21 protein-coding genes are annotated in these 21,245 nt (G+C 69.1%); 13 read left to right on the top strand and 8 right to left on the bottom strand.

What is annotated here, in order from left to right; all coding sequences use genetic code 11:
• Positions 1 to 19: 19 nt before the first annotated feature.
• From AB0K03_RS23230 to AB0K03_RS23210, 5 genes are all read right to left on the bottom strand, one after another.
• Positions 20 to 235 (bottom strand): hypothetical protein, encoded by a 216-nt coding sequence (locus AB0K03_RS23230; RefSeq protein WP_364688097.1) that lies wholly within the window; start codon positions 233 to 235, stop codon positions 20 to 22.
• 13 nt (positions 236 to 248) lie between these two features.
• The gene (locus AB0K03_RS23225; RefSeq protein ID WP_364688095.1) at positions 249 to 398 is read right to left on the bottom strand and encodes a hypothetical protein; all 150 of its coding nucleotides are present in this window, start codon (positions 396 to 398) and stop codon (positions 249 to 251) included.
• A 200-nt stretch (positions 399 to 598) separates the two neighbouring features.
• Positions 599 to 1,222, bottom strand: a complete 624-nt coding sequence (locus AB0K03_RS23220) for a hypothetical protein (RefSeq protein ID WP_364688093.1) — start codon at positions 1,220 to 1,222, stop codon at positions 599 to 601.
• A gap of 10 nt (positions 1,223 to 1,232) precedes the next feature.
• The gene (locus AB0K03_RS23215; RefSeq protein WP_364688091.1) at positions 1,233 to 1,574 is read right to left on the bottom strand and encodes a DUF2637 domain-containing protein; all 342 of its coding nucleotides are present in this window, start codon (positions 1,572 to 1,574) and stop codon (positions 1,233 to 1,235) included.
• Positions 1,507 to 1,704 carry a zinc ribbon domain-containing protein gene (locus AB0K03_RS23210; protein ID WP_364688089.1) on the bottom strand — a complete coding sequence of 66 codons (198 nt, stop codon included), beginning with the start codon at positions 1,702 to 1,704 and terminating at the stop codon, positions 1,507 to 1,509. The genes AB0K03_RS23215 and AB0K03_RS23210 overlap by 68 nt, the downstream gene beginning before the upstream one ends.
• Between AB0K03_RS23210 and AB0K03_RS23205 the strand changes: the two genes are divergently transcribed.
• The 5 genes from AB0K03_RS23205 (at position 1,685) to AB0K03_RS23185 (ending at position 10,320) form a co-directional block, all read left to right on the top strand.
• The gene (locus AB0K03_RS23205) at positions 1,685 to 1,870 is read left to right on the top strand and encodes a hypothetical protein (RefSeq protein ID WP_364688087.1); all 186 of its coding nucleotides are present in this window, start codon (positions 1,685 to 1,687) and stop codon (positions 1,868 to 1,870) included. The genes AB0K03_RS23210 and AB0K03_RS23205 overlap by 20 nt on opposite strands.
• Before the next feature lie 604 nt (positions 1,871 to 2,474).
• On the top strand, positions 2,475 to 4,649 hold the full coding sequence (locus AB0K03_RS23200; RefSeq protein ID WP_364688085.1) for an RICIN domain-containing protein: 2,175 nt from the start codon (positions 2,475 to 2,477) through the stop codon (positions 4,647 to 4,649).
• Positions 4,650 to 4,763: 114 nt separating this feature from the next.
• A complete protein-coding gene (locus tag AB0K03_RS23195) occupies positions 4,764 to 5,792 on the top strand; it encodes a hypothetical protein (RefSeq protein ID WP_364688084.1) in 1,029 nt (342 codons plus the stop codon).
• Complete coding sequence (locus tag AB0K03_RS23190; RefSeq protein WP_364688082.1) at positions 5,789 to 9,940, top strand: hypothetical protein; 4,152 nt, start codon at positions 5,789 to 5,791, stop codon at positions 9,938 to 9,940. Before AB0K03_RS23195 ends, AB0K03_RS23190 begins: the two co-directional genes overlap by 4 nt.
• Before the next feature lie 125 nt (positions 9,941 to 10,065).
• The gene (locus AB0K03_RS23185; RefSeq protein ID WP_364688080.1) at positions 10,066 to 10,320 is read left to right on the top strand and encodes a hypothetical protein; all 255 of its coding nucleotides are present in this window, start codon (positions 10,066 to 10,068) and stop codon (positions 10,318 to 10,320) included.
• A gap of 421 nt (positions 10,321 to 10,741) precedes the next feature.
• Here the strand turns inward: AB0K03_RS23185 and AB0K03_RS23180 are convergent, their stop codons facing one another.
• The 3 genes from AB0K03_RS23180 to AB0K03_RS23170 all read right to left on the bottom strand — a co-directional run bounded on the left by AB0K03_RS23180 (position 10,742) and on the right by AB0K03_RS23170 (position 15,831).
• A complete protein-coding gene (locus AB0K03_RS23180) occupies positions 10,742 to 14,434 on the bottom strand; it encodes an NACHT domain-containing protein (protein ID WP_364688078.1) in 3,693 nt (1,230 codons plus the stop codon).
• A 138-nt stretch (positions 14,435 to 14,572) separates the two neighbouring features.
• A complete protein-coding gene (locus AB0K03_RS23175) occupies positions 14,573 to 14,905 on the bottom strand; it encodes a hypothetical protein (protein ID WP_364688076.1) in 333 nt (110 codons plus the stop codon).
• A gap of 698 nt (positions 14,906 to 15,603) precedes the next feature.
• Positions 15,604 to 15,831 carry a transcriptional regulator gene (locus AB0K03_RS23170; protein ID WP_364688074.1) on the bottom strand — a complete coding sequence of 76 codons (228 nt, stop codon included), beginning with the start codon at positions 15,829 to 15,831 and terminating at the stop codon, positions 15,604 to 15,606.
• A 162-nt stretch (positions 15,832 to 15,993) separates the two neighbouring features.
• Here AB0K03_RS23170 and AB0K03_RS23165 point away from each other — a divergent pair, with 162 nt between their 5' ends.
• The 8 genes from AB0K03_RS23165 to AB0K03_RS23130 all read left to right on the top strand — a co-directional run bounded on the left by AB0K03_RS23165 (position 15,994) and on the right by AB0K03_RS23130 (position 21,240).
• Entirely contained in the window at positions 15,994 to 16,236 is a 243-nt protein-coding gene (locus tag AB0K03_RS23165; RefSeq protein ID WP_364688072.1) for a hypothetical protein, read from the top strand.
• 131 nt (positions 16,237 to 16,367) lie between these two features.
• Entirely contained in the window at positions 16,368 to 16,967 is a 600-nt protein-coding gene (locus AB0K03_RS23160; protein WP_364688070.1) for a hypothetical protein, read from the top strand.
• On the top strand, positions 16,967 to 17,329 hold the full coding sequence (locus tag AB0K03_RS23155; RefSeq protein WP_364688068.1) for a hypothetical protein: 363 nt from the start codon (positions 16,967 to 16,969) through the stop codon (positions 17,327 to 17,329). Before AB0K03_RS23160 ends, AB0K03_RS23155 begins: the two co-directional genes overlap by 1 nt.
• A gap of 16 nt (positions 17,330 to 17,345) precedes the next feature.
• The gene (locus AB0K03_RS23150; RefSeq protein WP_364688066.1) at positions 17,346 to 18,194 is read left to right on the top strand and encodes a hypothetical protein; all 849 of its coding nucleotides are present in this window, start codon (positions 17,346 to 17,348) and stop codon (positions 18,192 to 18,194) included.
• Between the two features lie 107 nt (positions 18,195 to 18,301).
• Complete coding sequence (locus tag AB0K03_RS23145) at positions 18,302 to 18,784, top strand: hypothetical protein (RefSeq protein ID WP_364688064.1); 483 nt, start codon at positions 18,302 to 18,304, stop codon at positions 18,782 to 18,784.
• Entirely contained in the window at positions 18,781 to 19,038 is a 258-nt protein-coding gene (locus tag AB0K03_RS23140) for a hypothetical protein (protein WP_364688062.1), read from the top strand. The genes AB0K03_RS23145 and AB0K03_RS23140 overlap by 4 nt, the downstream gene beginning before the upstream one ends.
• Positions 19,039 to 19,676: 638 nt before the next feature.
• On the top strand, positions 19,677 to 19,877 hold the full coding sequence (locus tag AB0K03_RS23135) for a hypothetical protein (protein ID WP_364688060.1): 201 nt from the start codon (positions 19,677 to 19,679) through the stop codon (positions 19,875 to 19,877).
• A 394-nt stretch (positions 19,878 to 20,271) separates the two neighbouring features.
• Positions 20,272 to 21,240: a hypothetical protein gene (locus tag AB0K03_RS23130; RefSeq protein ID WP_364688058.1), complete on the top strand. Its 969-nt coding sequence runs from the start codon at positions 20,272 to 20,274 to the stop codon at positions 21,238 to 21,240.
• Positions 21,241 to 21,245: the final 5 nt, after the last annotated feature.

The following is a 21,245-nucleotide window of genomic DNA, read 5'->3' as shown; positions in this document are numbered from 1 at the left end:
GGGGACACGGCTGCTCAGGCTAAGAGGCACCTTTGCCAGAGGGGAGTACTGGCGTGGCGCTGGCGGCCAGCCGGTCTCGCAACGGCCCACCCAGCTCACGCCAGGCCAGGTCGAACCCCTCCCGCACCACCCGGCCGACGCCCTCCGCCTGCCGCGGCACGGCGAACGACATCCGCAGCTGCACCAGCCCGTCGAAGATCGGGTCATAGATCGACGCGGTGCCCCCTTCGATCACAATCTGTCCTTCGTCAGCCCGCGAGGCCGAAATCGCGCTGCCGCAGCGGCTTGATCGCCCGCCACGCCCACCGCACGCCGGCACCGATGCCACCGATGACGCCCGTCACCGTGCAGTACAGGATGCAGGCCGCCACACCGATCGCGATCGACCCGATGATCAACGCTTTGGAGGCAGTGGTTTGTCGCCTGCAACGACGGCATCCTTTCCGACGCCATCGCGGGGGCCGAGTCAGCCAAGCCCGTAAACGCCGTCAGAGCTCGATGCCATCATGCCCAATGTCATCAACGCCGTATTCCCGGCGCCCGAGACCCGGCAGGGTAGGCAGCACAATCGTGTCGTGGATGGAGCCCGCCGGTCTACTTACTGCTGAGCCTCGCAAGCGGCGGTGACCGGAGCACAGATGGTCAGGTGACTCGGGATGACTGCGCGCTTGCGGACGCCCTCGTACTCGTACACGACCTCGACGCCAGCGCGATTCGAGACGCCGGCGGCGACGACTTCGTACCCGATCTGCACCTCGACGGACATGTCGTCGTCGCCGTTTGTGGCCCGGACCTGGAACCCCTCAGGGACGACCCCGCCAACGGCGAACGGCTCCTTCGGCGGGAAACCGTCGAGAAACTCGAACCAACCCACCTCGCTGTTCTTGGGCAGCATGTCAGGGATGACGCGGATGCGGGTCCCGAGCACTCTCAGGGTCGGACCGTCGTCCATCAACGGCGTGATCGAGACAATAGTCAGCGGAGACGTCGCCGCGCCGGACAGCTCGAGGTGGTTGAGGCCGTCGGTGAAGCGGGTGCCGACGGCCATCGCCTTGTGCCAACCGTAGGCGCCGCCCTGGTTGGCGTCGATCTCAGGGCCGGGCGCCTGCAGCGGATTGTCCTGCTGCTGCGACGTACAGGCCGCAACCGGGAAGAGCGACACCGTGGCGACGAGCGTAGCCGACCATCGCCGAGTCCGCGTCCATCGCTGGAAATTGCTCACAACATGCCACCTATCGGTGCAGCAGACCCGATGTCATCGCGTAGGCGTCGATGGTGACCGGCAGGAGCCAGGCCAGCCGGTCGGGCCAGCCGGCGACCTGAGCCAAGCCGCGAAGTCCAGCGAAGCTAGCCAGGGCGGCGGAGATTGCAGCAACGGTCATGCCGATGATCACCCACCAGTCGCGCTCAGCGGTTGAGGGATGGCCCACCTCAGACCTCACCGTGGTGATGTCGCAGCCCACGGCATCCCCGTATTGACTTTTGGCATGCTCGACGACGAGATCCTCACGAACGTAGAGGACTTTGAGTCGGCCAGGGTCGGCGTCGTTGGCGTTGGCGCTGGTGTGGGCCATGCCGGCAGCGGTAGCGGGCCCGGCCGTGTGCCCAGTGGCCTTCCATGCGCCGGCCGCAGAGCCCGCAGATGATCAGCCCCGTGAGTTCATAGCGGCTGGTGTTGCCGTCGTTGAGCAACCTCGACGCCATCGCGGGGTTCGCCGTCAACGAGCAGCTGGGACTGGCCCTGGGCGTGCCCGCCGTCGTCGAGGTGACCCTGCCGATCGCGCCGCAAGACCCGAGGACCAACTTCCGCTGCAGGAATACCTTTCGGGCAATGGCCCCCAGCGCCGTGCTTCGCGGCAAGGACTGCTGACTCGTGATCGCCCCTGTTGCGGGCTTGCATCAGAGGCGCGCGCCGGCAAGCCCGGTGCCGCGGCAAGCGACCGTCGAGTTGGAGCGAAATCACACTTTGATCGTCGCGCGTCTTTGCGATGAGCGTCGATTGACAAGCAGTTTCACAACGTCTAGCGTCACGGGCCGAACGGCAGCGCTACGGGGGTTACAGTCTTGAGGTTTCCACGTCCAAGGGCGGAGTGTGTCAGCCACCATCGGTTCACGATGGTGGCTGCAGCTGTGATGCCAACCAGTCCGCGCAGGACGACGGCGCCATGTGCCACACACCAGCCCGGGGCCGCCGCGAAGGCAGGACCGCGCGTCGCCGGAAGAGTCTCCTAGCGTGACCGGCGTGGGCCCGCCGCATCTTCGCCACGGTGACACTTGCCGTGCCAGGTACGCCTGCCGACGGAATTAAGGCACTTCGCTGCCGTGTTCCTGAACGGACCGTTCGCTCTCCGCTGACGGATGCATAACCGCGTCCACAGTCGACCTTTGGGCACATGCTGCCAATGAGCGTGCGCGCGTCATGGCAACACGAACAACGTGCGCCCTTATCACACCACCATGCGGAGGAATGCTGCGTGAGAAAACCGATCCTCTTTCGCCCTGGAATGGGCGGCATCGCCGTCGTGGCGGCCGTCGTATTGCTGCTGGGGTCGCCCGCCGGGGCCGCCTACGCCGGCGACGGCCCGCAGGTGATGCAGACCACCGGCCCAAACGCGGCGGCGGCGCCGGATGCGGCGCCGCGCGAGCCCGTGCTCGGGCCGACGCTCGGCGTACGGGCCGTGGCCGGCGCGGATGACGACGGCCGCACCAGCGACGATCCGTCCGCAGGTGACAACCCGGACGCCAGTTCCGAGACCACCCCGGACGAGCGGTTCGCGGCGGCGGCCGTGCTCGGCTGGACGCCGCGCGACGAGCTCAGCATGAGTGACAAGGACTTCGTCATCGTGCTGTGGGAGAAGGCCGACGACTACTTCCACCCCGGGGTCAAGCAGGCGGCGAAGGACGCGTTCGCCGACGTGAACGACCCCGGCGCGTCCGCCCGGTTCATCCGGACCGACATCTTCGCCGCCGACAAGCGCGACGCCGACCTGAAGGCCGTGCGGGCGCAGCGCGAGGCCGATCGGCTGTCCGCGGCGCAGGAACTGAACTGGATCCCGGCCGACGACGACGCCCGGCGCGTGATGCTGCGCTCGACGAACGCCAACTTCCTCATCGCGCTGGCCGGCAAGGCGGAGGCCGGCAGCGACGTCCGCAAGGGCGCGGAGGCCCTTGTCGACGCGACCGAGGACAAGCAGCTCGCGTTCATCGCGACCGGCGTGCACCAGGCGGCCGAGGCCGACCGGGCGCGGAAGATCGCCGAGGGCAAGCAGAAGGAACTCGAGGAGCAGGAGGCCAAGAAGCTCCGCGACATCAAGCAGGCCGCGATCGTCGCGGGCCTGGGCCGGGTCGCCACCGAGTTCGAGCTGACCCAGTCCACCGAGCGGGACCTGGTTTACAAGATCAAGACCGAGACCACGGGTACGCAGGTGAAGGCCGCCGCCACCACCGCCTACAACAGCGAGAAGCCGGCCGATTGGCGCGACTTCCTGGCCACCGGCGTGCACGTGGCCCGCTCCGCCGACATCGCCGAGCGCGACCGTGCCGAGGCCGCGGAGAACGAGCGCAAGGTCCGCGAGATCCTCAACGACGCCAAGTTCGACAAGTACCAGCCGATCCTGGCGGCCGCGGCGAGTAAGGCGCTTGAGGGCGACGCCAACGCCCGGGCCCAGTTCCTGGTCGACGGCAAGGACAAGGCCGCCAAGCTCGACGTGGCCCAGCCGGCCGCGTACCTGACCGTGGCCCTGCAGGGCGTCCGGTCCAAGCGCTGCCTGCAGGTGGCCGGTGCCGTGGACAAGCCGGACGCCGGCGCGAACGCGGAGAACGCCCCGATGGAGATCGGGGACTGTAACGAGAATGCCCGCGAGCGCTGGATCCTGGTTCCCGCCGGCACCGGTACGTACGCGCTGCAGTCGGTCAACTCCAAGAAGTGCCTGGTCGTGCCGGCCGCGAAGGTCCGCGAAGACGTCCGCCTGATCCAGATCGCCTGCGCGGTCACCACGGCCGTGCAGCAGTGGGCGCTTGTCGACACCGGCAAGGACACGGTGGAGCTGCGCAACGTGGCGAGCAACAAGGTGATGACCGTGCCCGGTTCGGCCACCGCCCTCAACTCCCCGGTCCACCAGGCGGCCAACAACCACCTGCCCGACCAGCAGTGGCGTCTGATCGACTTTTCGCACCACCAGCTCGCCTCCCCGCCGCTGAGCGGCAAGTTTCTGTTCAAGGGCGTGCAGTCCGGCCGTTGCTTCTACGTGTCCGGCGCGACCGACAAGCCGGACCAGGGTGCCCTCGCCGACAAGGCCCCGGTGAAGATCTGGACCTGCAATCGCAACGACCCCAAGCACGTCTGGGAGGTCGTCCCGATCGGCGGTAACCGGTTCGCCCTGAAGAACCAGCTGAAGGGCAAGTGCCTCGACATCCTCGGCGGCAACGCCGCCAAGGGCGGGGCGATGATCCAGTACGCCTGCCACCTGCGCAGCAGCGAGCAGTGGGTGCTGATGAACGCCGGCAAGAGCGGCTCGTACATGCTGCGCAACGCGCTGACCGGCACCTACGTGGACGTCTACAGCCAGGCCACCGCGGACGGCTCGGACACCAAGTCCTGGCCGTACACCGGCATCGACAACCAGCGCTGGATCCCGCAGCCGTACTGACCCGTACCTCGATAGCCCATTCGGCGCCGTTCGGCGGCCCGGACGTCCGCTGCTGGACGTCCGGGCCGCCCCGAGCGCCGTCCTGACTCTCCACTGCGAGGACAGATGCGAAGCATGGTGCTGGCTCGCGCGACGGTGGCCGCCGTCGTCGCGGGCGGGCTGGTCGTACCGTTCGGCCCGGACTCCGCGGCGCTGGCCGCCGCCCAGGCCACCGAGATGCAACGGGACCGGGTTCGCTGGCGGGCGGTGTCGGACCCCCGCTGGGAGGTCCGTTCGGCCGGCGCCGCCGCGCTGACCAGTACCCGCGGCGACGCGATCACCGACTTCCTGGCCACCGGACTCAACGCCGCGCTGCGCCGGGCGGCCACCGACGAACAAACCAACATCATCGAGATCAAGTACGCGCTCGCCACGTCGACGAGCACGTCGGCGGTGCACCGGGCCGCCGACCGGGCCCTGGCCGCCACCCACGACGAGAAGGACGAATTCGTCCGGCACGGTCTGGCGGAGGCGAGACTGCTGGACGCGCAGGGCGACCAGCAGCACCACGGCGAGGTCGCCAAGCAGGCGCAGGAGGACCGGGACTACATCGCCGAACTGGCGCGCACCGACCCGGGCGCGCAGGTGCGCTCCGCCGCCGGCTACGCCGCGAACTCCGGTCGCGACGAGGACGTGGCCGAGTTCTTCGCCTACTACTGGGCCGCCGGTGCCCGCCTCGACGACGAGGCGTACCGGCTGCGGCTCGCGGACCTCGACGCCAAGGGCAACGCGGCGATGGAGCGGCTGCACACCGCGGCGCTCAACGCACAGGCGGCCGAGCGGGCGGCCAGCGGGGAGGCGGCCGCGAAGCTGCACGCCGAGACCGTGGCGGCATGGAACGCGCTGGCCACCGCGGAGGACGGCACCTCGGTGAACTGGGCGGCCGAGCGGGACCGGGCCGCCACCCAGGCGGAAGCATGGGGCCGGGTGGCCGAACACGCCCGAGGGGCGACGACCGAGCAGGACTGGGCGGGTGTCATCGCCCGCGCCGGCGCCAGCCGCGACGCGTGGACCGCGGCCGCGCAGCAGGCGACGAAGCAAGCGGCGTACTGGCTGAGCCTGGCCGACGAGGCCCGCGGCAACGCAACGGGAAGTGGACAGTGAGGATCAGAATCGGTCGGCTCGGGCAGGGGACGGCCCGCGCCGCGGTCGCCGCGTCGCTGCTGGGCGGTCTGGTGGCCATCGCGCAGCCGCCGGCTCCGGCCGCCGCGAACCCGGCGATCGTGCGCACCCTGGCCGCGCTGGTCGCGGACGCCGACTGGAACGACGACGACTACGAGTGGTATCGCCAGACCGTCGTCGACATCGCGGCCTACGACACCGAGCCGGAGGTCCGCGCCGCTGCCGGGGCGGCACTGGACGCCGGCACCCGTTCCGCTGTCAAGGCGTTCGTGGACGCCGGGTGGGCCAAGGCCCGTACCCTGGCCGGGCAGCGCAAGAGCAAGGCCCGCAAGCAGGTGCAGGACTGGGCGAAGTCCGGCGGCCCTAAGGTCAAGGAGGGGGCCCAACGCGCACTCGCCGACGGCGACTACGCCATCGGCGAATTCGTGGCCTACGGGCACGAACTCGCCGAGCAGTTGGACCACCCCGTCGCGGATACTCCGGCCGAGCAGGACCGTATCCGTGGCCGGGTCGAGCAGATGGTCTCCTTCGGCGGCCCGACCGTCATCGCCGAGGGCATGGCCGCGCTGGGCACCGGCGACCCGGCCTTGATCGCGGACTTCTACCGCACCGGCTACGCCACGGCGAACCGGGCCGACTTCGACACCCGGGAGTCGATCCGGGTGGCCGTGGAGGCGCGCAACACCGCACTCGACGAACTGGCCGCCCAGGCGCAGACGGCGGCCGTCGCCGCGCGTGCCCGCGCCGACATCCTCGCCGCGAACATCGAGGCGATGAAGCTGCTCGACGACACGCTCGTCGCCATGCAGCTCGGCGTGAAGGCGTCCCGGCGGGCCGACCAGATCCTTGAGGAGGACAAGCCCGCCCGCAAGAACGGCCAGCGGGGGCGCACCGCCGACCTGCAGGGGCTGCTGGCCGAGGCCACGACCCAGGCGCAGCGGGCGGCTGCGGCCGTGCAGCAGGCCGACAGCACCACCGCCGCCGCGCAGACCGCGGCCGCCAAGCTGATCAAGACCGGTGATGCGCACGGCGTCGACTGGGCGAAGGTCACCATCGCCTCCGGGGTGGCCATCCAGGCCGCCGCCGCCAGCGCCGAGACCTCGCAGCACGCCGCCGAGGCGACGCTGGCGGACAGTCGTGCCCTGGACGCCGACGCGAACGCCGAACTGCACGCCAAGAACGCTGACAAGTGGCTGGCGGCCGCGCGTAAGCAGGCCGACGCAGCCAAGCGTCTCGCGGATGTCGCCAAGGCGCAGCAGAAGATCGCCGAGGACGCGGCCGCGCGCGCCAAGAAGCAGCGGGAGGTCGCTGAGGAGGCCGCCCAGCGGGCCGCCACGCACGCCGCCCGGGCCCGCAGCGCCCGCCTCGACGCCCAGGCGGCCAGCCGCAACGCGGTCGACCGCAGCAATGCGGCTGTCGGGGCACACGGCGACGCGCTGAAGGCCAGGGACAAGGAAACCGCGGCGATCACCCGGGTGCAGAACACCGGGCGCGAGCTGGACGCGGCCACGAACCGCTGCATCAGCACCGAGGCGGACCTGAACAACGCCCTCGCCACCCTGCAGAAGGCGAGGGACGAGGCCACCGCGGCCGGCAAGGACGCCGACGCGGCGACGGCCGACCTCGCCGAAGCGGCGCGGCGGGCTCGCAACGCGTACGACGCGGCGCAGGCATGGGCGGCGCGGGCGCGGGCGGCCGCCGCCACCGCCCGGGCCGAGGCGCAGCGGGCATCCGCCGCGGCGAACCAGGCGCAGCGGGCCGCGATCAAGGCCGACCAGGACGCGGTCACCGCGCGCCGGGCATCGGACAAGGCCGTGACGGCGGTACGGGGAGCCGTGAACGCCGCTCAGACCGCCAAGCTGGACGCGCAGCGCACCCAGAACGAAGCCTCTGCCGCCGTGCAGGAGAGCACCCAGGCGGTGTTCCAGGCACAGATCGCCGACCAGGCGGCCGGTGCGGCCGCGGCGTCGGCCGAAGTGTCCATCGACCGCGCCGATGTCGCCGAGTACATGGCCGCCCAGTTCGCCGGCGTCAACGCGGACGCGCGCAAGATCCTGCAGGTCGCCGCCGACGCGGTCACGATCAGCGACGAGCGGATGACCGCGGCGCAGAAGCGGGCCGACGAGGCCGCGGTCGCCGCCGACGCCGCCGCCAAGGCCGCCGACCGTGCGGTCGGTGACGTCAAGCCGGCGTTCGACGCGGCAGCCCAGGCGGTCAAGTCCGCGAACGAGGCCGCGGTGGCCGCCGTCAAGGCCCATGCGGCCGCAGTGGACGCGACCAACCAGGCCGGCGGCGCGAACCGCGCCGCGGTGCGGGCCACGCAGTCCGAGCGCTCCGCCTGGAGCGACGCGAGCCTGGCCGGCAGCGCCGCACAGACGGCCACCAACGCCGCGACGATCGCCGGCAAGGCGGCCAGCGACTCCGAGCGGCTGTACCAGTGGGCCAAGAAGCAGACGGCGCAGATCCACACGTTCGCCGACGCGCTGAACGATCAGCTCACGAAGATCAACGATGAGAAGGCCAAGCAGGAGGCCATAGCCCAGAAGAAGAAGGAGTTCGAGGAGGACTTCAAGAAGGGTCTGCTGACCTACGTCAGATGTGAGAAGGGGTTCGACCTCGAGGCCTGCAAGAAGGTCTACGACTTCCTGGCGGCCAAGGGCAAGCAGGCGCTCGACGCCGGGTGGAAGTTCCTGGTCGAGTCCGCCAACTGCATGCGCGGTGACGAGGAGGCCTGCGCCGCGGCCGAGCACGACAGTGACGCGGTGGGCAACTGGGTGGTCCAGGTCGGCGCCGGGCTGTGGGAGGGCGCCAAGGGTCTGGTCGCCGGCCTGAAGATGCTCGGCGACTGCGCTAGCTGGGTGGTCGTCGGTACCGACGGCGACTACTTCACGGAGAACTGCGGCAAGACCGTCGAGGCCTTCAAGAAGCTGCCGGGCATGCTGAAGGACCACCCGTTCGAACTGATCCACCTCAGCGAGTGGCAGGACAATCCCGGCAAGGCCATGGGCCTGACCCTGTTCGACGTCGGCACCTTCTTCATCCCGGACGTAGGCCCGGTCGCCGGCATGGTGAGCAAGCTGGTGGGCGGCCTGGAACGGCTGGTCGGCAGCACCATGGCCAAGCTGGCCGAGGGGGTCGGCACGATCTCCCGGCTCAGCGCCAGGCTGGGTGACGCGGCCGGCGGCATCGCCAAGCTGACCAACATCACCGTGAAGATCGAGGGCGGCGCCGCCAAGATCGTCGACGGCGTGGCGATCGTCGACGGCGTCGTGCTCAAGCTCGAGGGCAGCGGCCTGAAACTGAGCGGCGCGGCCGAGAACTTCACCAACGGGCTCATCCGCATCGAGGGCGGTGCCGTCAAGGTCGACGGCAAGGTCGCCAAGCTGGAGAACGCCACCGTCAAGGTCGAGAAGCGTACGGGGCCGGAGGCGTGCGCGGTGCGCGCCCTCAAGGTCCGGGCGCTCGCAGTCGGGGTGCCCTGCCTCGGCGACCAGCCGGACGGCTCCTGGGTGGGTGAGGAGTTCGACCAGCCGCTCGAGCTCGCCAAGCCCTACAACGAGGCGGCGAACCGGGCGCTGACCCTGGCCCGGCAGAACGAGCAGGCCCTCTCCACCACGATGAAGGACCTCATCGACGGGTTGCCCGGAGCGAGCAGGCAAGGCTGGAAGTTCCGGCTGAAGAGCCCTGACTCGCTCAAGCGAAAGCTCGTCGGTGAACTCGTGGACAATCCGGATGCGCTGCCCGACGAACTCGTCGGCACTATCCAGGACAACATCCGGTACACCGCGGCATTCGAGGGCAAGGACTACATCAAGGGCGTCGAAAAAGCAGTCGCGCAGATGAAGGACAAAGGCTTCCAGCTGGAGAAGTTCAAGAACTACTGGGCGAGGGCGGACAAGGATTACCAGGGCATCAACAGCACCTGGCTCGATCCGAAGTCGGGGCAGTACTTCGAACTGCAGTTCCACACGCCGGAGAGTTTCTGGCTCAACAAGGCCGAGCATCCGTTGTACGAGATAACCAGGACGCCGGGCATGGCCGAGAGCGAGATTCAATTCTGGAAGGACATTTCCAGGGACATGTGGGGAACGGTCGAGGAGCCCGCCGGAGCCGCCAAGCTGCAGTTCTGACGCGCTGAGAAAGGTGTGCAGGCCACGGAACGTGGCCTGCACACCGGCTCCGGGCGCCGGTCAAATAGAATGGCGGCGGAGAGCCGGCATTGACCGGATGCTGTACGACAAGGTGAGGACGGGACATGTCAGTCGATTACCGATACTTCGGCATCCTGCTCGGCGACAGAACGCCGGACCGGCCCGCGGGTGTCATCCGGACCTGGACTGACGAGGACGGCAGGACGCGGGAGGAAACGTTCCGCAGCACCCTGACCTGGGCGCCGTCGAATCGCCTGTCGCGTTCGGCCAGGCCCGACTACAACGAGATCGTGGAAATCGACGAGTCCGTCGTCGAGCAATTCGTCGAGCGGATCAGGGAGCGCTACCACGGCCGGTGACTCGAACCGCCACGCCAGATCAGATGCTCACCCCTGCACCGATCGACGAGAGTGCATCCGTCACCGTCACCGTCACCGACCGGCGATCCGCTGGGCGAACATCCACCGTACCGTCGGGGCGGTCGCCAAATCCGGCTCAAGGCGGTGCAAGCGGCGCCCCCACGCGGCGTGAGCGCGGTCGGGATGCGGATCCGGCGTCGACGAGCCGGTAGCCGTAGGGCGGGCGGCCGCCGAGGTGCCGTCCCTGCAACGCATACCGAGCAGATCCAGCAGGGCAAGCTGACGAGGATCGTCGAAGTCAACCGGGCCGGGGTCTCTGGCAGTCAGAACGCGACGCCGTGTCGGCGTAGGATCGGGGCCAGCTCGTCGAGCTGCCGGCCCTGGAACGCCCTCTCGTACTCGCCGACCACGACCGGAGGGCTCAGCCGATCTGCTCGGCGAGCAGGCCCGCGAGGCGCCGGGTGGCTGCCGGGTCGCCCGCGTCGGCGTGCGGGCGCAGGACCGCGGTCGCCTCGTCGATCTTGCCCAGCTCGGCCAGCAGGTCGGCGAGGTGGCGGGCGGCGCGGCCGTCGCCCAGCTCGGTCTGCCGGCGCAGGATCGCCGTGGCCAGCTCCAGGTTGCCCTGCTCGACGAGCACGTCGGTGAGCCGCCGGGTCGCATACCAGTCGCCGCCGCGGGCGAGCTTCTCCAGCTCCCCCACCCGGCCGTGGTCGGCGAGCAGGTTCACCAGGCGAGGGGGCGGGTCCGGGGTGAACCGGTCGATGTACTCGCAGAGCAACTCGACGTCGCGCCCGTCGATCAGGACGTCGAGGAGGCGCTCGGTGGCATAGCCGTCACCGTCGGCGGCGAGCTGCCGCAGCCCCCGTACGTCGCCCCACTCGACGTGCAGGTTCACCAGCCGCCGGGCGGCGTAGGGATCCCGCTTCGCGGCCCGGTCCCGGAGCTCGTCGATCCGGCCGAGATCGACGAGCAGGTCGGCCAGCGCCCTGGCGGCACAGCCGTCCTTCTTCGCCCGGTCGCGGAGCTCGTCCACCCGGCCCAGATCGGCCAGCAGGTCGACGAGCATCACGACGGCGTTCTGGTCCTTCCCGTCGGCGGCCGGGCGCAGCAACCCGAGCGCCTCCTCGACTCGGTCCATCCGGACGAGCAGGTTGGCCGTCATCAGGATGGCGTGCGCGTCGCGGAGCCGCACCCGCGGCTGCAGCAGCTCGTACGCCTCGTCGACCTCTCCGCGGTCGGCCAGCAGGCGGGCCAGCTTCGGCAGGGAACCCGGATCCCACTCGACCGCGGTGCGCAGGCGCGCCACCTCGCGATCGACGTCCGCCATGTGCAGGGCGAGGCGGTAGTCGGCGATCCGCAGATCGATGAGGATGTCGTCGGCGTATCGGTCCCCGGCCCGGGCACGAGCGGTCAGCTCGTGCATCTCCCCCAGGTCGAGCAGAAGTTCGTCGAGCTGCCGGGCGGCGTACCCGTCCCCGTCGTCCGCGCGGGGCCGCAGGAGGGCCTTGGCGTCCTCGCTCTGACCGCGTTCGGCCATGCGGCGGGCGAGCTCGAGGACGGCGTCGCCGTCGCCGGTCGCGATCCGCAGTCGCAGGGCGACGTCGGAGTCCTCGGCGTTCTCCAGACGGGCCAGGTGGAGGGCGGCGTAGTCGTCGCCGTCCGCGGCCCGTGCCCGCAGGTCGGCGACGCGGCCACGGTCGGCGAAGAGGACGACCAGCTGCATGCCGGCGTACCGGTCGCCGGCGTCCGCCATCGCCTGCAGCTCGCGGGCCCGGCCCTGCCCGGCGAACAGGTCGACCAGCTGCTTGCTGGCGAACGGATCGCCCAGCTGGGCCCGGAACTGCAACTCCCTGACCCGGCCGTGCCGGGCGAGCATCTCGGCCAGGTGGGCGGCCGTCTGCCGGTCACCGGCGTCGGCCACCTGCCGGAGGTGGTCGATGGTCGCGTTGACCGCTTCCTGGTCCTCCCGGGTCATCGCGGCGCGTTGCTCCGCGAACCGGTAGAAGTCCCCGCGACGCGGCCGGACGGCGGCGATCTCCGGGACCAGATCACCCTTCTCGGCGATCAGATCGGCCAGCGTCAGGGCGGCGTCCAGGTCCGAGTCGTCGGACAGGTTGCGCAGGTGGACGGCACGCGGCAGCTGGCTGAGGTGGTCCTGCAGGATCGCGTGCCGGAACTGGTAGACGGTGCCGTCACGCCGGAGCACGCCGCGCCGGTGCGCGATCCGCAGGAACCGTCCGAGTCGCCACGGCAACCATCCGGTGAGAGCCAGCCGGGCATGCGTGAGGCGGAACTCCGCCCAGGCCCAGCCACCGGCCACCAGCCCCGACGTGGCGCCGCAGACGGCCGCGGCGACCACGCCGGCGAGCCAGCCGGAGGTGCCGGCGGCGAAGAAGGCCGGGACGGCGTTCTGCACCGCCACGGCGAGGGCCGTACGGCGGTTGTGGACGAGCGCCGGGTCGGCGCCCGCCCGCAGCTTGCGCGGGTACCGCGGGCGCCGGCCGGGCAGGAAGACCGCCAGCAGGCCGGACCCGACCCCGGCGGGCAGGACGAACCATCCCGCATCACTGATCATGGTGGTTGCCGCGGCGACGCCCAGGCCGTAGACGATGCCGCAGGCGATCCGGGCCGACCGGCGTGCCGGAGGAAGCGCTATGCGCGGGCGGGGCGGGTAGGCGGCCGGCCACACCTCGCGCAGCCATCCACGGGCGGCTGCCGTCGTCACGAGACATCCGGTGACGACGGACCAGACGATGCTGAGCTGGGCGGCGGCCGCGGCCAGCCCGGCGGCGACCCCGGCGATGGCGACCGCGACAGCCGTGGTGCGCGCCCGGGAGCGTTGCGGATGAACGGCGAACAGACTCAGCCGGATCTGCCACCAGTGCAGGTCGCGCGTGCCGGCCCGATAGAGGTAGTAGGACAGGCAGCTCAGCCACCGGCGCGCCGACCGCCCGACCCCGACGGCGTCGACATAGTCCGTCATCAACCGGGTGGCGATCGCCTGCGGGGACGACAGCGCGAGCAGCTCGGCCGGGTCGGACTCCGGCCGCTGATAGGCGATCCGGGCCAGCGAGACCATCAGCGGCGTGGACAGCGCCTGCACCAGCGGGTCGGCACAGCCCAGCGGCTCCGCCAGGAACGGCCGCAGGTGCGCGAAAACCGGTTCCCAGCGTTGCCGTGCCGGCTCCGGATAGGACAGGAAGGACAGCACGGCGGCGACGCTCACCGGTTGCAGCTCGACCACCGCTGTCCGGGTCAGGACCGCCCGCCCTGGAAGGACGAGCTGCTTGTACTCCCTGGTGCGGCAGGTCAGCACCAACGGGTGACCGGCGTCCGCGTACGCGTTCAGCGCCGACAGCGCCGCCTCCCTGGCGGGCAGCTCGTCCAGGCCGTCCAGGATCGGCAGGAGGCGCTCGTGCTCCACCAGCCGCTCGGCTACCGCGCGCGGGTCGCCGTACCGGGCGAGCACGTCGGCGAAGTCGTCCGCCAGGCGGCGCGCCACGAAGGTCGCCACCGGCTCGGCCGGGTTCCACTCGCCGATCGCGAGCAGCAGCGGCACCGGCTCGCCGGCCGTCCGCCGGCCGAGCAACCCGAGCGTGAGCAGCATCGTGAAGACGCTCTTGCCGCCACCGGCCGCGCCCAGCACCATCAGCTGCCGGCGCGGCAACTGCCAGAACAACTCGACGATCTGCTCGTTGAGCTGGTCCGTCTCGCCCCGCAGCGGAAAGTCCTGCCAGCCACCGTCGGACGGCTCGCCGAACACCGCCTCGCGGCTCGCCGACGGCAGGCCGGTCGACGACCACGAGACGAGCACCGGCGCCGGCCTGGTCACCTCGCGCCGGACCGCCTCGTCGGACCAGACGCGGCCGAGCCGGGCGGCGAGGTCGGACACCACCTCCGCATCCGAGCCGACGACTACGGAAGGTGACTGTCTGATATGGATGCGTACGGTCGCTGCCGCCACCGCCGCCACCAGCGCCCACGCCGCCCACGGGAACCACCGCCAAGACTCCGGCGGCTCCACAGTGCTGGTCGCAATGTTGCCTACCAGCGCAAAAGCCAGGGAGAGCAGCAGCGCCGCCAGGGACAGCGATCGTGCCGAAAGACGGCGCACCGGTCCCCCTTCCCGAAGGCGCGTGGCTTCGCCGGAATATCGCCGCCGCAACATAGCGTGACATCCGGGCACCACTCCAACGGCTGGGCCGAAAACGACGTGCCAACTTCTGGGGGCGCGAAGCCCCGGTGGACAGCCTCAGGCCGCCAGCATGCTCTCGCCGAGGAAGGCGCCGCCGCCCGGCAGCACGAAGTAGTACCCGCCGCCGAACGGCAGCGTGTACCGCTCCAGCGCCTCGCCGCTGAGCCGGCGCTGGATGGTGGCGAACCCGGCCTCCAGGTCCCGCTGGTAGCAGATGAAGATCTGGCCCTGGTCCCGCGTGCCGGCGACCTCCGGCTTGCGGCGGTACGAGTACCCGCGGCGCAGGATGCGGTGCGCCATCGGCGGGTGGGCGACCTCGTGTTGGCGCACGAAGTCGCGTGACGTCTTGCACCGGTAGTACAGACGTCCGTGGTTGAGGTTGCCGACCATGTGACGTCCGCAGAGCGCGCAGTTGATGAGTCCGCGGAACAGGTAGGGGCGGGTGCTGCGACGGGGCGCCCGGCCAGCGGGTCCGGTTGCAGCCGGTGCAGACGCGTGCCTTCGGCGGCCTTGCCGGGGTTCGGGTGCGGCCCGGCGTCAGCGAGCAGGTATCCGTATGGCGGTCGCCCGCCGAGGAAGCGGCCTTCCAGCTCGGTGTCGGCCGGAGGGCGTCCACTTGCAACACGGAGACGCAAGCCCACCGCTCTTGCCGACATCTGCACGCCAGACCGTGATCAGGCACCCGACGCAACCATCCAGACCAGACCAGGCCGGCGCCGACGGCCTCGACGACAGCGTCGACGGGACCAGAATCGCCGTCCCACCCATTTGAGCCGTCACCTTCAGCGCCGCCCACCAAGAAAGGCGACGGCAAGCGCTCCGGAGGCAAGGAGGCAGGGCGGTGGGCCGCACAAAGGCGTGCACGCTCGTGTCGTACACCACGATGGCGACGCTCATCGGCGGCGACGGAACGATCATGACGGCGAGCAGTCGTCGTCAATTGACGGGTCAGGGGATCGGTGAGGCCGCTGGACTACGGGCCGGCTCCCGCGGCCCGCCGTCGTGTTTCGAAGCCGTGGCGGACGCAGGGCCGTCGATCGCGGCGACAGTACGAGCGTTACCCGGCCATCAGGGATTTCGGCGGGGCCTCAGACTCTCTTGAGGAATGCAGTGAGCTGGAGCACCGTCCCGCCCGTGTCGGCGACGCTCACCAGCTCCCAGCCGTGCTCCTTCAACATCCCGACAGCAGTCATCAACGCCGACACGATGGTCCCCGACATGCCCATGTTCGCGACGACGGCGAGGTAGGGGAATGGATATGGCCTGGGATCGAACCGGCCGCTGAGCACGACCGCCGCGTCGACCTCATGGTTCATGGGTCCGGATGCTGGCTGCATGGGCACAACCTATCGTCAGCAGCGGTTGGACGCGGGCCGTCCTGAGGGCGGGCGTGAGCTATCGTGACCTGCGACCGAGGCAAGATCAACCGGTCGGCGCGGTCAATTGCGAGTGCTTCGGCAGGGGGTTCGGGGACAAAGATGTTGAGAACGACACGGTCCATCGCTCCCGACGACCCGCGCCTTGCCGACGCCCGCCATTTCGCTGAGCAGCTCCAGAACACGATCGCGGTGACGCCGCGTGACGAACCCGTCAGCGGGCTCGACCGGATCCCGGGCGTGGACGCGAGCGACACGGTCACCTGCTACGTGGATGCCCATGGCGAGTTCGTGGAATGCTTCACCCGTTGCCGGGGGCATGCGGTCGCCACCTGGACACCCTGACGTGCCGGTGGCAGAGCAGGTCGCCGGTCTATGACCTTGCCTCGCTTGGCTAGCATGATCAAGGTGGAAGAGCGGGGGAAGGTCTGACTACGGATTTCGATGCATATCGCATCGGTGACATCAGCCGGTTCGTGACCAACCTCGAGGACGAGGTGCAGGGTGCCCGTCCCGGCATCCCCGTGCGCGGGCTTGACGCCATCGAGGGCTCGGATGCCTCTGGCACGGTCTACTGCGTGGTCGATCTGACCGGTGCCGTCGTCCAGATCGGCATCACTGACGGCTGGTGGGACGAGGTTGGTCCGCACGGGGTAGCGTCGGCCGTTCTGCAGGCTTTGCAGCTTGCGCGAGAGAAAGCCGGTATCGCGAAACTCGTGCTGACTCGGTATGGCCGTTCCTTTCCCTCGCCCAGCGCGGCGGTGGTCCACAGCGAGCCGGAGCCGGAGTTCGACGACCAGGTCGGCCGGGTCGAGGCCGCGCGCCGGAAGATCGACCGGGCTGCTGTCTCTTTGGCCAAGTCGGATCGCTTCCTGCGGGCCATGAACAGCGGTGAGCAACGACATGTGGTCGGGCCGCGTGGGCTTTTCCGCCTGCATGTCGAGGGTGTTCGCGTTGTCGGCGCGTCGGTGAATGAGCATGGGCTGCGCGAGGATGACGCCGGTGACCTTGCCAAGGATGCTCGCGAGGCGTTACTCGCTGTCCGGGCCCAGTTCGCTGACCTCGGGGAGAGATGATGGGCGACTACAACTGGTTCTCCGAGGAGAACCTTCAGGTCGCGACCATGGGTCTGTATGAAGAGGCCAAGAAGTGGGAGGGCCTGGCCGACCGCATGTTGTCCGTCGTCTCGCTTGCCGCAGGTCAGAGCCTTCAGCCGAGTGCATTCTCGGTCATCGTCGACGGACCGATCGGTGTCGCCACCACCAGCGACCTCAACGCCGGCTACCAGAAGATGTTCGACTGGCTCAACGCATTGTTTCAGCAGGGTGCCGGCCAGTTCGAAGCCATGGCCGTCGCTTTGAAGAACAATGCCGACTGGTACGACAACGCCGACGCGAACACGGCGCAGAACTTCGACGACATCGCGAAGCAGTCCTGAGGCAACGGGAGGAACTGTGAGTAATCCGCTGCCTCCGGGCGCGACCGGCACCGACCAGACCTTCGCACCCGCCCTGCTGGGGGCCTTCCGGGACGGGGTGTCGGTGCTGGAGCAGGGAATTCAGCACATTCAGGACGCCTGGAACGGATTGCTCAACGCGGTCAACGGCTTCATCCAGCGCGTGAACGATTATCTGAATGATCGGCACTTCTGGCAGAAGCCCTTCGACTGGCTCTTCGACGACCTTCAGGAAGGCTGCGAGAAGGTCAAGGCGGTGATCCTTCAGGTCCAGGAGAAGGTCAACTCGGTCCTCGACACGGTGCAGAAGTCGGTGAACGGCTCCATCCCGGTCTTCTCTCTCTTCGAGGTCGGCATGGACTGGGGCACCAAGATCAAGACTCCGCTGTCCGACATCGGCCCCGATCTGACCCCGTCCGGCAAGATTGACAGCTGGCGCGGGCCGGCTCACGAGACCTACAAGATCCGGGTCCAAGATCAGGCCGACGCGATCGACGCCGTGGTCGGCAAGGTAACGGCCACCAGCACCTGGTTGTCCGGCGTGGCAGAGGCCAACGTCGATTTCGTCGCCGACCTGACCACTCAGGTGTCGGACGTCGTCTCCACGCTCACCGCTGTCGGCGCCGACGTGGCCGAGGTGGCAGCGACCGACGTGGCGGGCGCGTTGCAAGCTTCGAATCACGCGTCCGAGGGGACCGGCCAAGCGGTTTCGTTGATCCTCAACTACCTCGCCAGTCTGGCGAGCCGCTTGGCCGGGGTGGTTGCCCGGATCAACGAGCTCGCCAACGAGTACGGCGATCACACGGGGCTTCCTCGGGGCCAGTGGCCGCAGGCGGTCAACGCATGAGAGGCCGGCCGATCGCGTGGGGATTGGTCGCTGCGACCGCCCTTGCCGGATGCTCGAGTCCGGACGTCTCTCCGATTGATTCGACGATTCCCACTCCGTCCGGCCCGGTGGCATCCCGTTCGCTGCCGCCGGTCACGCACAAGTGGAGCGTTGCCGGAGTGAAGTGCCCGGAGCTGACCGGTGCCGCTGGACAGCGCCTCAAAGTCGGCGGCGAGGGAACGGAGACCAGGTCGACCGGGTCTGAGGACTTCAGCAAGATCATCGAGTGCAGGTGGGGTCCGGAGGACCGCAGCACCATCTCGATAACCGCGAAGCTGTCGGTGTGGGCCAACCAGGCCGGCGCCAACGCGGGCTGGCAGACCGTCAGCACCACTCTCGTGAAGCCCCAGGCGCTGGCCGGGGTCGGGGACGAGGCGTTCGTCTCCCAGCCGCTGAATCTGCGCGGCATTCAGGTCGACGTGCGCACCGGGAATGCCTACGCGACCATCCACCTGGTTCCCGCGGCCGGTGCTGCTGGTGGCGACGCCGAGCTGCGCAAGGCCGCCGCGGAGATCGCCGGCGACATCATCGATGAGCTGGTGCCGGCATGACGCTCCCCCGGCCGTCGCGTGAGTTCCTCGCTGAGGATATTCTCTCCGGGCGTGCCAACGTGGACGGCTTTCCCTTCCGGTACATCTTCCTGACAAGCGGAGACGCAGCCAGCTTCCGCGCCGGCCATGCCGGCCTCCTCGCCAGGGCGGATGTCGTCTTCACCGCAGTTGAGCTGCTGGAGACGCGTGGCTGGGAGTTCCTGCACGTTCTCGAGGGCGGCCAGGTCGCCTACCTTCGCCGGGCAGCCCGCTGAGCTCTACGCCGTCATGAATGGGTTGCCTGCCGGGAACCTGATCTGCCGCATTGAGCCTGACCTTGAGGGTGCGGCGAGGCGAGCACACTGGCCGAGGTGCTGGCTGGTGGCCGCCCGCGGGTCGACCGGCAGTCCGTGGCGAGTCAGCTCAAGCTCAGACGGCCACCTTCGCTGATCTTGCGGATTGACGGGCCCATCTCCTCGGCGTCGGCCGTCGCCAGCCCGGGGGGAGACGCTCGAACCCGTCGGTGAACTTGGCCATGTCAGGGGCTCCGTAACCGCGTCGCGAGAGGCAGGAATGGCCCGGGTCACAGCGCACGCACTACTTCCCTTGAGGCGATGACCGTGTACGTATCCGCTGCGTTAGTCCTCGACACCAGTTCGAAGCATTCGTGCTTCATCTAAGCATTCCGGTGGTCAGGTGCGCCTGACCACCGGTTCCGTCTCTCCGGAACGCGATCATTTTCGGTCTCCCTGCATCGGGGGTCGAGCCGTGGGTGACCAGATCGCGCCGGACCCATCCCAGCGGTTTCCTTGCCCGACCGTGAGCAGACTGCGCAGTGGCGTCCCACCACAGCGCTGGCACGTCGTCCCCTGCCACTGCTCGCGCTGGCCGAGAAGCGGACCGGCGTCCACCCGTGGCCGTAGCCGCTGCCTGCGGCCTGGCCGGCTGGCTCGACCGATGCGAGCCGCAGCCCTACGTCCGAGTCGAGCCGTTGCTGGTCGCCGAGATCGTGGTCGACCAGGCGTACGACCGGCGGCGCTTCCGCCATCCCGTACGGCACCTGCGCTTACGCGCTGACCTTGATCCGGCCGACGTGGAACGGTGGCGGACGTAGGCGAGCCCGTCGACGCCGGCGAACAGGTCGACTCAGTGCGTCGAAGTCACCGCGCTCGGCGAGTCGACCGGCGGCGTGAGAGTCGCCGGCGTCAGCGCGGGCGCGCAGTGCCTCGAAGTCACCGCGCTCGGCTAACACGTCGACCAGCCGTGAGCGGCCAAGACTCACCAGCATCGGCGTAGGCACGGAGTGCGTCAATGTCGCCGCGCTCGACCAACAACTCAACCAGCGGTTCGCGAGCCTGCCAATTGCATCGGCGCAGGCGCGCAGCGCGTCGGTATCGCCGCGCTCAACCAACAGCTTGACCGGCAGCTCGTCCAGCCGGAAGGTGGCTGGCGGCTGCACGCCCCGGGAGTCTCGTTAAAGAAACTTTAAGGAACGCTTGCTCAGCGTCATGAACTACTGCCACATCATTGCTCGTATATCTCGGCACAAGCAGTACCGAGACGAAGTGGAGCCGTGCATGTATCGACGCGGAGTCAGCAGCCGGACGCGCAAGCTGGTGATTGGAGGTGCCGCCGCAGCGCTGCTCGGCTCGGCGCTCGCGGTCGGCACGGGGATGAGCCAGGCCGCCGAACAGGGCAACGCCGGAGCCGGCTCCGGTAACATCAACGCTTTGGTGCCGGCGCTGGGTTTCAGCCCGGGCAATCCGGACGCGACGGCCGACCGCGTGGGTCCTACCGGGGTGAATGTTCCCGGTCGCTGCCCACCCACTCAAGCCCAAGTGAACGCGCAGGTGGCGCTCAAGAATGCGAACCTTCCGAGTGGAACGGACCTTGAAAGCCGCATCCAACGTTTCGAAAAGACCTTGTCGGCGATTCAAGACTTGAAATGTCCCGCATCTTCCACGACTTTGCTGGGCCGCTTGAATTCGTTGACCGCGCTGCGCGGAAACGCGGACCGCGATAACATCCTGCGTGGTTTGGGCTTGAACGAAACGCCAGCGGATAGAGCCGCCGGATCCGGTGACGCGGCCGCGAGTGGAGCGACGGGGAACGCCGGAGCCGGCTCCGGTAACATCAACGCTTTGGTGCCGGCGCTGGGTTTCAGCCCGGGCAATCCGGACGCGACGGCCGACCGCGTGGGTCCTACCGGGGTGAATGTTCCCGGTCGCTGCCCACCCACTCAAGCCCAAGTGAACGCGCAGGTGGCGCTCAAGAATGCGAACCTTCCGAGTGGAACGGACCTTGAAAGCCGCATCCAACGTTTCGAAAAGACCTTGTCGGCGATTCAAGACTTGAAATGTCCCGCATCTTCCACGACTTTGCTGGGCCGCTTGAATTCGTTGACCGCGCTGCGCGGAAACGCGGACCGCGACAACATCCTGCGTGGTTTGGGTTTGAACGAAACGCCAGCGGGATAAAACGG

Source organism: Actinoplanes sp. NPDC049316 (assembly GCF_040677315.1).
In the GTDB taxonomy this organism is placed as follows: Bacteria; Actinomycetota; Actinomycetes; order Mycobacteriales; family Micromonosporaceae; genus Actinoplanes.
This window is presented reverse-complemented; position numbering and strand designations above follow the sequence as displayed.

Excerpts from the sequence above, each read along its gene's own strand:
- AB0K03_RS23215 (WP_364688091.1), bottom strand. The coding sequence starts at position 1,574 with ATGGCCCACACCAGCGCCAACGCCAACGACGCCGACCCTGGCCGACTC.
- AB0K03_RS23210 (WP_364688089.1), bottom strand. The coding sequence starts at position 1,704 with ATGGCGTCGAGGTTGCTCAACGACGGCAACACCAGCCGCTATGAACTC.
- AB0K03_RS23195 (WP_364688084.1), top strand. The coding sequence starts at position 4,764 with ATGGTGCTGGCTCGCGCGACGGTGGCCGCCGTCGTCGCGGGCGGGCTG.
- AB0K03_RS23185 (WP_364688080.1), top strand. The coding sequence starts at position 10,066 with ATGTCAGTCGATTACCGATACTTCGGCATCCTGCTCGGCGACAGAACG.
- AB0K03_RS23175 (WP_364688076.1), bottom strand. The coding sequence starts at position 14,905 with ATGGTCGGCAACCTCAACCACGGACGTCTGTACTACCGGTGCAAGACG.
- AB0K03_RS23170 (WP_364688074.1), bottom strand. The coding sequence starts at position 15,831 with ATGAACCATGAGGTCGACGCGGCGGTCGTGCTCAGCGGCCGGTTCGAT.
- AB0K03_RS23165 (WP_364688072.1), top strand. The coding sequence starts at position 15,994 with ATGTTGAGAACGACACGGTCCATCGCTCCCGACGACCCGCGCCTTGCC.
- AB0K03_RS23155 (WP_364688068.1), top strand. The coding sequence starts at position 16,967 with ATGGGCGACTACAACTGGTTCTCCGAGGAGAACCTTCAGGTCGCGACC.
- AB0K03_RS23140 (WP_364688062.1), top strand. The coding sequence starts at position 18,781 with ATGACGCTCCCCCGGCCGTCGCGTGAGTTCCTCGCTGAGGATATTCTC.
- AB0K03_RS23130 (WP_364688058.1), top strand. The coding sequence starts at position 20,272 with ATGAACTACTGCCACATCATTGCTCGTATATCTCGGCACAAGCAGTAC.